The organism is Streptomyces sp. NPDC002809, from assembly GCF_040295435.1.
Lineage (GTDB): Bacteria > Actinomycetota > Actinomycetes > Streptomycetales > Streptomycetaceae > Streptomyces.
On record NZ_JBEOVJ010000034.1, the window covers coordinates 67,092 to 79,292 of the forward strand.

8 protein-coding genes are annotated in these 12,201 nt (G+C 70.7%); all 8 read left to right on the forward strand.

Features of this window, described 5'->3' with window-relative positions:
* The first annotated feature begins 207 nt into the window (after positions 1 to 207).
* Positions 208 to 1,734 carry a sugar ABC transporter ATP-binding protein gene (locus ABT025_RS21185; RefSeq protein ID WP_350996512.1) on the forward strand — a complete coding sequence of 509 codons (1,527 nt, stop codon included), beginning with the start codon at positions 208 to 210 and terminating at the stop codon, positions 1,732 to 1,734.
* Positions 1,731 to 2,780 carry an ABC transporter permease gene (locus ABT025_RS21190; protein ID WP_350996515.1) on the forward strand — a complete coding sequence of 350 codons (1,050 nt, stop codon included), beginning with the start codon at positions 1,731 to 1,733 and terminating at the stop codon, positions 2,778 to 2,780. The genes ABT025_RS21185 and ABT025_RS21190 overlap by 4 nt, the downstream gene beginning before the upstream one ends.
* Positions 2,781 to 2,886: 106 nt before the next feature.
* Positions 2,887 to 3,927, forward strand: coding sequence for a substrate-binding domain-containing protein (locus ABT025_RS21195; protein WP_350996517.1), 1,041 nt, complete (start codon positions 2,887 to 2,889; stop codon positions 3,925 to 3,927).
* Positions 3,928 to 3,995: 68 nt separating this feature from the next.
* A complete protein-coding gene (locus tag ABT025_RS21200; RefSeq protein WP_350996520.1) occupies positions 3,996 to 5,234 on the forward strand; it encodes a Gfo/Idh/MocA family protein in 1,239 nt (412 codons plus the stop codon).
* A 24-nt stretch (positions 5,235 to 5,258) separates the two neighbouring features.
* Positions 5,259 to 6,263, forward strand: coding sequence for a sugar phosphate isomerase/epimerase family protein (locus ABT025_RS21205; RefSeq protein ID WP_350996523.1), 1,005 nt, complete (start codon positions 5,259 to 5,261; stop codon positions 6,261 to 6,263).
* Positions 6,264 to 6,850: 587 nt separating this feature from the next.
* A complete protein-coding gene (locus ABT025_RS21210; protein ID WP_350996525.1) occupies positions 6,851 to 10,570 on the forward strand; it encodes a ThuA domain-containing protein in 3,720 nt (1,239 codons plus the stop codon).
* Between the two features lie 112 nt (positions 10,571 to 10,682).
* Entirely contained in the window at positions 10,683 to 11,801 is a 1,119-nt protein-coding gene (locus ABT025_RS21215) for an inositol-3-phosphate synthase (RefSeq protein ID WP_350996528.1), read from the forward strand.
* Positions 11,798 to 12,201, forward strand: a 404-nt coding sequence (locus tag ABT025_RS21220; RefSeq protein WP_350996531.1) for a UbiA family prenyltransferase, incomplete at its 3' end; no start/stop codon positions are given. The genes ABT025_RS21215 and ABT025_RS21220, both read left to right, overlap by 4 nt.

The window sequence follows — 12,201 nt, forward strand, 5'->3', positions numbered from 1 at the left end:
CTCAGCCCCGCCCAAACCCCCTCACCCGCAACGCTCCTCACCGGCCGCTTCACTGCCCGCCGGCAACCAAGGCACCGCCCCGCGCTCCAGGCCGGGGTCCGGGGCAACGCCCCGGGACAGCACTGCGCCCTGCCCGCTCACCGGCCCCTACCCGCGCTCCCGCCCCCGCCCGAGCAAGGGACACCCCATCCGCCGAGGGGATTTGTCATGGCTCCAGAACCACCGCTGCTCACCATGTCCGGTATCACCAAGTCCTTCCCCGGCGTGCGCGCCCTCGACGGCGTGGACCTGGAGGTCCAGGCCGGCGAAGTCCACTGCCTCCTCGGCCAGAACGGCGCCGGCAAGTCCACCCTCATCAAGGTGCTCGCCGGGGCCCACCAGCCCGACGACGGCGAGATCACCTGGTGCGGCGCGCCCGCCGTACTGAAGTCCCCGATCACCGCGATGCGCCTCGGGATCGCCACCATCTACCAGGAACTCGACCTGGTCGAGGGCCTGTCGGTCGCCGAGAACGTCTTCCTGGGCCATGAACCCACCAGCGCCGGCTTCGTCGTCCGTACCCGCGAGGGCCGCACCGCGGCCGCCGCCCTGCTGAAACGGCTCGGCCACCCGGAGATCGACCCCGCCCGTGCGGTGGGTGAACTCTCCGCGGCCCAGCAGCAGATCGTGTCGATGGCCCGGGCGCTCTCCCACGACGTACGCCTCATCGTGATGGACGAGCCGTCCGCCGCCCTCGACCCCGACGAGGTCGACAACCTCTTCCGGATCGTCGCCTCGCTGACCGCCGACGGCGTCGCCGTCGTCTACATCTCGCACCGCCTGGAGGAGATCCGCAGGATCGGCGACCGGGTCACCGTACTCAAGGACGGCCGGGCCGTCGCCGTCGGCCTTCCCGCAGAGTCCACACCGACGCGCGACATCGTTGCCATGATGACCGGCCGCAACGTCGAGTACGTCTTCCCGCCCCGGCCGGACGTCTTCCCCGAGGGCGCCCGGGCCGCCCCGGTCCTCACGGTCGAAGGCCTCACCAGGAAGGGCGAGTTCGACCCCGTCGACCTGGAGCTGAGGCCCGGCGAGATCGTCGGCCTGGCCGGACTCGTCGGCTCGGGACGCTCCGAGATCCTGGAGACGATCTACGGCGCGCGCAAGGCCACCGCAGGACGGGTCACGGTCGCGGGGAAGCCGCTGCGGTCCGGCAGCGTGCGCGCCGCCGTCGCCGCCGGCATCGGCCTCGCACCCGAGGAACGCAAGGCGCAGGCCCTGCTGATGCTCGAGTCCGTCACCCGCAACGTCTCGGTCTCCTCCATGTCCCGTTTCTCCAAGGCCGGCTGGCTCGACCGGGGCGCCGAACGCGCAGCGGCCCGCGCCGCCACCCGTGAACTCTCCCTGCGCCCCGACAACCCGGACACCCCCGTCCGTACCCTCTCCGGCGGCAACCAGCAGAAGGCGGTACTCGCCCGCTGGCTGCTGCGCGGCTGCCGGGTTCTGCTGCTCGACGAACCGACCCGCGGGGTGGACGTCGGCGCCCGCGCCGAGCTCTACGCCGTGATCCGCCGGCTGGCCGACGAGGGCCTCGCCGTTCTGCTCGTATCCAGCGAAGTGCCCGAAGTCCTGGGCCTCGCCGACCGGGTGCTGGTCCTCCGCGAGGGCCGTGTCGTCCACACGGCGCATGCCGGGGAGCTCGACGAGCACCGCGTACTCGACCTCGTGATGGAAGGGAGCCCGACGTCATGACGCAGCCCGTCTCATCGGCGCAGCAGAGCGGGCCGGACAAGGGCGCCGCGCCCGTGTCCGTCCCCGCGTCCCCGAAGAAGGACGGATCCCCGCGTGCCTTCGGGCTGCGCGCGGACGTCCGCAATCTCTCGCTGCTGGGCGTCCTCGCCGTGCTCATAGCCGTCGGCGGGATCACCGAACCCGACGCGTTCCTGGACACCGGGAACCTTCAGCTCATCCTGACGCAGTCGTCCGTCATCGGCGTCGTCACCGTCGGCATGACCTTCGTCATCATCAGCGGGGGCATCGACCTCTCCGTCGGCGCCATGGTCGCCCTCGCCTCCGTCTGGGCGACGACGCTCGCCACCCAGGACTTCGGCTTCGCGGGCATCCTCCTCACCGCCGTCCTGGTCGGTCTCGGGGCCGGGCTCGTCAACGGTGTGCTCATCGCGTACGGCAGGCTGGTTCCGTTCATCGCGACGCTGGCGATGCTCGCGTCGGCCCGCGGACTGGCCCTCCACATCACCGACGGCAAGACGCAGATCGTCACCGTCAAGTCGGTCCTCGACCTGGGTCTGCCGGACGCGTACGTCCTCGGCATCCCCCCGCTGGTCATGATGTTCGCCGCGGTGACCGTGGTCGGCTGGCTGGTGCTGAACCGTACGACCTTCGGCCGGCGCACGGTCGCCGTCGGCGGCAACGCGGAAGCGGCCCGGCTGGCCGGGATCGACGTCCGCCGGCAGCGGCTCTACCTCTACCTGCTGTCAGGGCTCTGCTGCGGCATCGCCGCCTTCATGCTGATCATCCTGTCCGGCTCCGGCCAGAACACCAACGGCAACCTGTACGAGCTCGACGCCATCGCCGCCGCGATCATCGGCGGCACCCTGCTCAGCGGCGGCCGCGGCACCATCGTCGGCTCCGTGCTGGGCGTCCTCGTCTTCACCACGATCACCAACATCTTCGCGCTCAACAACCTGCAGAGCGATGTCCAGCAGATCGCCAAGGGCGCGATCATCGTCGCCGCCGTCCTCGTCCAGCGCCGGACGTCGGCCCACGGGGAGACCTGACCCCTCCCCTCCCACGGGGAGACACGCCCCCTCCCGTCTCCCTCTCTCTCCCTCGATCTCCCCTGTTCCGCATCCCACGCCGCACCGGATGAAGGGTTTGACAGCCATGCCAGAAACCAGCCGCAGAGGACTGCTCTTCGGTACCGCAGCCATCTCCGCAGGCGCACTGCTGACCGCCTGCACCAGCAACGATCCCAAGGAGAAGGACACCGCTTCCCAGAACAACGCCCCCGCCGCCGACGACAAGCCGGGCAAGCCCGTCACCATCGGCTTCGCGGGCCCGCAGGCCGACCACGGCTGGCTCAACGCGATCAACGAGAACGCCAGGTCGCGGGCGAAGAAGTACTCGGAGGTGACCCTGGAGACCACCGAGGGCTCCAACGACACCGCCGCCCAGATCGGCCAGGTCAAGACCCTCATCAACAAGAAGGTCGACGTCCTCGTCATCCTCCCGGCCGACGGCAAGGCACTCACCCAGGTCGGCCTGGAGGCCATGCGGGCGGGCATCCCCGTCATCAACCTGGACCGCGTCTTCGCCTCCCCGCAGGCCTACCGCTGCTGGGTCGGCGGCGACAACTACGGCATGGGGCTCAACGCCGGTACGTACATCGGCGAACAGCTCAAGGACAAGCCGAACGCCAAGGTCGTCGAGCTCGCGGGCATCGACAACCTGGAGCTCACCAAGCAGCGCAGCCAGGGCTTCGCCGACGCGCTGAAGAACTACTCCAACATCAAGCTGGTGGCCCGTCAGGCGGCCGACTTCACCGTCGAGTCCGGCCAGGCGAAGATGGCCCAGCTCCTTCAGGCCCAGAAGCAGTTCGACGCCCTCTGGAACCACGACGACGACCAGGGCGTGGGCGCGCTCCGCGCCATCCAGCAGGCCGGCCGCGACGAGTTCCTGATGGTCGGCGGCGCCGGTGCCAAGTCCGCCATGGACGCCATCAAGGCGGACAACAGCGTGCTCAAGGCCACCGTTCTCTACCCGCCCACCATGGCGGCATCGGCCATCGACCTGGCCCGTGCGCTCGGTCAGGCCAAGGGGGTGGCAGGGCTCGCCGAGCTGGAGATCCCGACCAACCTCACCCTGTACTCGGCCGTGGTCACCAAGGAGAACATCGACCAGTACCTGCCGACGGGCTTCAGCTGAGCCGTCCCGCAGGAGGGTGCTGACCCTCCCGCCGTACCCACCGAACCACCGATGAGGAGGAAGTCCGGATGGCCCGTAGGGAAGAGACGGAGCAGGAGGCGGCCGCGCCGCCGACGTACCGGCGGATGGCGAGCGCACCGACGCTCGGGGTCGGCATGGTCGGATACGCGTTCATGGGCGCCGCCCACTCGCAGGGGTGGCGCACCGCGGGCCATGTCTTCGAGCTGCCGATGAGGCCGGCTCTCGCCGCGATCTGTGGACGCGACCGGACTGCGGTCGACGCCGCCGCCGACCGACTCGGCTGGGCGGCGGCGGAGACCGACTGGCGGGCCCTGATCGCCCGGGACGACGTCCAGCTCGTCGACATCTGCACCCCCGGCGACAGCCATGCGGAGATCGCCATCGCGGCCCTGGAGGCGGGCAAGCACGTGCTGTGCGAGAAGCCGCTCGCCAACACGGTCGCGGAGGCGGAGGCCATGACCGAGGCGGCGCGGCGGGCCGCCGCCCGCGGTCAGGTCGCGATGGTCGGTTTCAACTACCGCAAGGTGCCCGCCATCACCTATGCCCGCAGGCTCATCGCCGAGGGCCGGCTCGGCACCCTGCGGCACGTCCGGGCCACCTACCTCCAGGACTGGCTGGTCGATCCAGCCTCCCCGCTCACCTGGCGGCTGAAGAAGGAGAACGCGGGCTCCGGCGCCCTCGGCGACCTCGGCGCGCACATCGTGGACCTCGCCCAGTACCTGGCGGGGGAGCTGCTGGTCGGGGTCTCGGCGGTGAGCGAGACCTTCGTCCGCGAACGCCCTTTGCCGGGCGGGCCCTCGGGGGGCCTGGGCGGGGTCGCGGCCGGCGGGGAACTCGGTGCGGTGACGGTGGACGACGCGGCACTGTTCACCGGGCGGCTCGCCTCCGGCGCCCTGGCCTCCTTCGAGGCGACCCGGATGGCGGCGGGCCGCAAGAACGCGCTGCGGCTGGAGATCAACGGGGAGCTCGGCTCGCTCGCCTTCGATCTGGAGCGCCTCAACGAACTCTCCTTCCACGACCACACCGAGCCCGCCACCACGGCCGGCTTCCGGCGCATCCTGGTCACCGAGCCCGAGCATCCCTACCTGGAGGCGTGGTGGCCGCCGGGGCACGCACTCGGCTACGAGCACACGTTCATCCACCAGGCCCGTGACGTGGTGCGGACGATCGCCGAAGGGGCCCCGCCCGTACCGTCGTTCGCCGACGGGCTCCAGGTGCAGCGGGTGCTGGCGGCGGTGGAGGAGAGCGCCGCGAAGAACTCCGTACTCACCCCCGTACAGCTCTAGATCCAGCTCCAGGAGGTCCTGCGCATGCCCCGTCCATTCACCCTCTTCACCGGCCAGTGGGCCGATCTTCCTCTGGAGGAGGTCTGCCGGCACGCCCGCGACTTCGGCTACGACGGCCTCGAACTGGCCTGCTGGGGTGACCACTTCGAGGTGGACAAGGCCCTTGCCGACCCCGGCTATCTGGAGAGCCGTCACCAGCTGCTCGACAAGTACGGGCTGAAGTGCTGGGCGATCTCGAACCACCTGGTCGGCCAGGCCGTCTGCGACAGCCCGATCGACGAGCGCCATCAGGGCATCCTGCCCGCCCGGATCTGGGGCGACGGGGAGCCCGAGGGCGTGCGCCGGCGGGCCGCCGAGGAGATCGGGAACACCGCGCGGGCCGCCGCGGCCTTCGGGGTGGACACGGTCATCGGGTTCACCGGCTCGTCGATCTGGCACCTGGTCGCGATGTTCCCTCCGGTCCCCCCGCACATGATCGAGCGGGGGTACGAGGACTTCGCCGAGCGCTGGAACCCGATCCTCGACGTGTTCGACGCGGAGGGGGTGCGGTTCGCCCACGAGGTGCACCCCAGCGAGATCGCGTACGACTACTGGACCACGCACCGCGCGCTGGAGGCGGTGGACCACCGGCCGGCGTTCGGGCTGAACTTCGACCCGAGCCACTTCGTGTGGCAGGACCTGGACCCGGTGGGCTTCCTGTACGACTTCCGGGACCGGATCTACCACGTGGACTGCAAGGAGGCGCGCAAGCGCCTCGACGGCCGCAACGGCCGGCTCGGCTCCCACCTGCCGTGGGGCGATCCCCGCCGCGGCTGGGACTTCGTCTCGGCAGGGCACGGGGACGTGCCCTGGGAGGACGTGTTCCGGATGCTGCGGTCCATCGCGTACGAGGGGCCGGTGTCGGTGGAGTGGGAGGACGCCGGGATGGACCGGCTGGCGGGGGCACCGGAGGCGCTGGCGTCGCTGAAGCGGTTCGACTTCGACCCGCCGAGCGCGTCGTTCGACGCGGCGTTCGGCGGCAACGGCTGAGGCGCCGGGGGCGCGGGCCCGCCCGGGGGCTCCGCCCCCGGACCCCCGCGCCTCGATCGCCGGCGAGGCCGGGTTCGGAGGCCCCGAACCCATGACCCCCGCGCCTCGGCCGCCGGCGAGGCTGGATCCGGAGGATCGGTCCCCGCGACCCCGGGCCCCTGCGCCTCGATCGCCGGAGGGGCTCGGTCTCGCCTTGCGGCGAGGGTCTGCGCTCGGTGATTCATCTGCCGCGGGGCAGATTCAGCCCCGCCGGCGTCTGAGACGCGGAGCCCGGGGCGGAGCCCCGGATTCGGGAAGGGGCGGGTAGGGGAGAAGGCCCCGCCCCCAGCCCGGCGGCACCCGCACACGCCGCCGGGCCGGTCCCCCCTGCCCACACCCCCCTTTGTCCTGGGCAAGGAAAAAGTTCAACAACACCGCCGCACAAGGGCTTTCCGTCCCGGACGAACAGGTCTACCGTCCAAGACGTGTACATGACATGACTTTCGTCACCGGAGCCGCACAGGCCCCGGCTGACCTGCGCGGCAGTCCCCGCGCTCAACGGCACGGCAGCACCCGCCCGTACCACCGGCACTCTCCGGAGGACACTCGTGCACAGAACCCGCAGCAGGACCCGAACAAGGCTCCGCGTCCGTAAATCCCTCGCTCTGTTCACCGGCGGACTCCTCGCAGCCGCCACCCTCAGCCTGAGCGCCACGTCGGGCACGGCCGCCGCCCACACGGAGCCCGCAGCCCCGGCCGCGGCTGCCGAGGACTTCCAGCAGGTCACGCTCGCCAAGGGCGCAGCCGAGACCGGCGAGCCCATGTCGCTGGCCGTGCTCCCCGACCGCAGCGTCCTGCACACCTCGCGCAGCGGCGAGCTGCGCATCACCGACAGCGCGGGCAACACCAGGATCTCCGGCGTCATCCCCGTCTACTCGCACGACGAGGAAGGCCTCCAGGGCATCGGCGTCGACCCGGACTTCAGCGAGAACCGGGCGATCTACCTCTACTACGCACCTCCGCTGGACACCCCCGCCGGCGACGCCCCCGAGACCGGCACCGCCGCCGACTTCGCCAAGTTCGACGGAGTCAACCGGCTGTCCCGCTTCGTCCTCGACGAGGACGGCACGCTCGACCTCGGCAGCGAGAAGAAGATCCTGGACGTCCAGACGTCGCGCGGCATGTGCTGCCACGTCGGCGGCGACATCGACTTCGACGCCGACGGCAATCTGTACCTGTCGACCGGCGACGACTCCAACCCCTTCGCCTCCGACGGCTTCACCCCCATCGACGAACGCCCCGACCGCAACCCGGCGTTCGACGCCCGCCGCTCCGCAGGCAACAGCAACGACCTGCGCGGCAAGATCCTGCGCATCAAGGTCGCCGACGACGGCTCGTACACCGTCCCGGACGGCAACCTCTTCGCACCGGGAACGGACAAGACCCGCCCCGAGATCTACGCGATGGGCTTCCGCAACCCGTTCCGCTTCTCCGTCGACAAGGCGACCGGCATCGTCTACGTCGGTGACTACGGGCCGGACGCCGGCGCGGCCGACCCCAAGCGCGGACCGGCCGGACAGGTCGAGTTCGCCCGGGTGACGAAGGCGGGCAACTTCGGCTGGCCGTACTGCACGGGCGACAACGACCCGTTCATCGACTACGACTTCGCCACCAAGACCTCCGGAGCCGCGTTCGACTGCGCGGCCCCGAAGAACACCTCGCCGCACAACACCGGCCTCGTCGACCTGCCCCCGGCCCAGGCCGCCTGGATCCCGTACGACGGCGCCTCCGTCCCGGAGTTCGGCACCGGCTCGGAGTCCCCGATGGGCGGACCGGTCTACCACTACGACGCGGACCTCGACTCGCCCGTGAAGTTTCCCGAGGCCTACGACGGCGACTTCTTCGCCGGTGAGTTCGGCCGGCAGTGGATCAAGCGGATCGAGCAGGACGCCGACGGCACCGTGCAGTCCATCAACGACATCCCGTGGTCCGGTACCCAGATCATGGACATGGCCTTCGGACCCGACGGCGCACTGTACGTCCTGGACTACGGCCTCTCCTGGTTCGGCGGCGACGAGAACTCCGCGCTCTACCGCATCGAGAACGCCACAGGGGGGCGCTCTCCGATCGCCGAGGCGGCCGCCAGCAAGACCTCGGGCACCGCGCCGCTGAAGGTGCAGTTCTCATCGGCCGGCACCGCCGACGGTGACGGGGACGCACTCACGTACGCCTGGGACTTCGGCGACGGTGGAACCTCCACGGCCGCGAACCCCGCGTACACGTACAAGAAGAACGGCACCTACACCGCCACCGTGACCGCTGAGGACCCCACCGGGCGCACCGGTTCGGCCAGCGTCCATGTGACCGTCGGCAACACGGCACCCAAGGTGAGCCTGGAACTCCCCGGCGACGGGCAGCTGTTCACCTTCGGTGACGACATCCCGTTCAAGGTGACCGTCACCGATCCCGAGGACGGAACCATCGACTGCTCCAAGGTCGAGGTCCGCTTCGTGCTCGGCCACGACAGCCACGGCCACCCGATCACCACGGAGCACGGCTGCACCGGCACCATCAAGACCGAGATGGACGGCGGGCACGACCCCAACGCCAACATCTTCGGAGTCATCGACGCCTCGTACACCGACGGCGGGGGCGGCGGCCAGGCCGCACTGACCGGCCACGACCAGTCGCAGCTCCAGCCGCGCCACCGCCAGGCCGAGCACTTCAACGACTCGTCCGGCATCAAGACGTACGACAAGGCGAACGCCGAGGGCGGCAAGACCGTCGGCGACATCGACAACGACGACTGGATCTCCTTCAAGCCGTACATCCTCGGCGACTCCACCAAGCTCACCGCCCGGATCTCCTCCGGCGGCGCGGGCGGCTTCCTCGAGGTGCGGTCCGGCTCGGCGACGGGGAAGATCCTCGGCTCCGCACCCGTGCCGGTGACCGGTGGCTGGGAGACCTTCCAGGACATCGACGTACCCCTGCGGGGCGTCCCGAAGAAGGCCACCGAACTCTTCCTGGTGTTCAAGGGCGGCGAAGGCGCGCTCTACGACATCGACGACTTCGAACTCTCCAACACTCCGCCCGACAAGACCGCCAAGCGCGTCCTGGTCTTCTCCAAGACCGCCGGATTCCGCCACGACGCGATCCCCGAGGGCATCGCCGCACTGAAGGAACTCGGCAAGGACAGCAACATCACGGTCGACGCCACCGAGGAGGCCGGCCAGTTCACCACGGCCAACCTGGCCCGCTACGACGCCGTCGTCTTCATGTCGACGACCGGTGACGTCCTCAACGCCGACCAGCAGAAGGCCTTCGAGAACTACATCGCCACCGGCGGCGGCTACATGGGCATCCACGCCGCCGCCGACACCGAGTACGACTGGTCCTTCTACGGCGGACTCGTCGGCGCCTACTTCTCCGGCCATCCCGCCATCCAGCCCGTCACCGTCCGCGTCGAGGACCACAAGCACCCGGCCACCGCCCACCTGGGTGACGCCTGGGAGCGGACCGATGAGCTGTACAACTACCGCACCAACCCACGCGACAAGGTGAAGGTCCTCGCCACGCTCGACGAGACGACCTACACCGGCGGCACCATGAAGGGCGATCACCCGATCACCTGGTGCCAGACCTACCAGGGCGGCCGCTCCTTCTACACCGGACTCGGCCACACCAAGGAGTCGTACGCCGACGCGGACTTCCGCAAGCTGCTCCTCGGAGGGGTGCGCTACGCAGCCGGCCAGGTCAAGGCCGACTGCAAGCCGGACACCGGCTACCGGTCGATCTTCAACGGCAAGACGCTCGAAGGGTGGAAGCAGGCGGGCCCCGGCACCTTCGACGTCGTCGACGGCGAACTGCGCTCCCAGGGCGGCATGGGCCTGCTGACCTATCAGGCCAAGGAGCTGAAGTCGTACTCCCTGAAGCTCGACTGGAAGCTGGCGGGCGACGACAACTCCGGAGTCTTCGTCGGCTTCCCGGAGTCCGACGACCCCTGGTCCGCGGTGAACAACGGCTACGAGGTCCAGATCGACGCCTCCGACGCCGTCGACCGCACCACCGGCTCCGTCTACACCTTCAAGGCGGCCAACATCAAGGCCCGCGACCAGGTGCTGAGGCCGCCCGGCCAGTGGAACAGCTACGAGATCAAGGTCCAGGGCGAACGGCTCCAGATCTTCCTGAACGGAGTGAAGATCAACGACTTCACCAACACCGACCCGGCCCGCAGCCTCAAGGACGGCTACATCGGCCTCCAGAACCACGGAGCTGACGACCAGGTGTCCTTCCGCGACATCCAGCTGAAGGAACTGCCCTCGGCGTAGCGGCCACCCGGCCGGCGGTGGGCGGGGCAGCACGCCCCGCCCACCGCCTCCTCCCTCATGTTCAGCGCCACCAGCTCTGCCCAGCCAGGACCCCCAGCCAGGGAGGCAGCCCGTGTCAACAACCGGCGTTCGTACCGGAGTCTGGTTCATCGGAGCACGCGGCTCCGTCGCCACCACCGCCACGGCGGGATGCGCGGCGGTCGCGGCGGGCCTCCACCCGGGGGCGGGCATGGTCACCGAGACCGCCCCGTTCGCCGACAGCGGCCTGCCACCCGTCACCTCCCTGGTCTTCGGCGGCCACGACACCCTGGACTGCCCCCTCCCCAAGCGCGCCGAAGCACTCGCCGCCGGGGGAGTGCTGCCGCACGGACTCCCCTCGGCCGTACGGTCCGAACTCGCCGCAGCCGACGCGGAGATCCGCACCGGAGGCCCCCTTCCCGGCGACACGCGCACGGACGAGGAACTCATCACCGCGTTCGCCACCGACCTCACCGGCTTCGGCCGCCGCAACGGCCTCGCCAGGACCGTCGTCGTCAACGTCGCCTCCACCGAACCGGCGCCCGCCGCCGACGCCACGCGGCTGCCCGCCAGCTCGCTCTACGCCGCCGCCGCGCTCCGGGCCGGCTGCCCGTACGTCAACTTCACCCCCTCCACCGGGCTGCGCACCCCCGCCCTCCAGGACGCCGCAACGGCCTCGGGGCTTCCTTACGCGGGACGCGACGGCAAGACGGGGCAGACACTGCTGCGGTCCGTGCTGGCCCCGATGTTCGTGCAGCGCGCCCTGCCCGTACGGGCCTGGTCAGGCACCAACCTGCTCGGCGGCGGGGACGGGGCGGCGCTCGCCGACCCCGCCGCCGCCGCGGCGAAGAACGCCGGCAAGGAACGCGTCCTCGCCGACACACTCGGCGCCGCCCCCGAGGGCGAGGTCCACATCGACGACGTTCCGGCGCTCGGTGACTGGAAGACCGCCTGGGACCACATCGCGTTCGACGGGTTCCTCGGGGCGCGCATGGTGCTCCAGACCACCTGGCAGGGCTGCGACTCGGCCCTTGCCGCGCCCCTGGTGCTCGACCTGGCCCGGCTCCTGGCCCGCGCCCACGAAACGGGCCTGAGCGGCCCACTGCCGGAGCTCGGCTTCTACTTCAAGGACCCGGACGGCGGACCCGCCGCACTCTCCGAGCAGTACCTGGCCCTGCTCGCCTTCGCCGAACGGCTGCGGGGCGAGAAGTGACGGCACGTGCCTGGGCGGAACTGCTCAGGGTCTCCGCGCTGTTCACCGTCCCCGGCGACGCCCTCGCGGGCGCGGCGGCTGTCGGGCGGCGCCCCGACCGCTCCACCGCACTGGCCGTGGGGGCCTCGCTCTGCCTGTACGAGGCGGGCATGGCGCTCAACGACTGGGCCGATCGAGACGAGGACGCCGTCGACCGCCCGCACCGGCCGATCCCGTCGGGCCGGATCTCACCCCGCGCCGCGCTCACGGCGGCCGGCGCCCTGACGGGCGCGGGCCTGGTCCTCGCCGCCCGGGCGGGCCGCCCGGCCCTGGGCGTGACCTGCGGTATGACACCCAGGGTGGGAGAGCCGTTCATCCGGTCTGCCGGCGTCCACCTGCGTGTGCCGGGGCCGGACGGTTC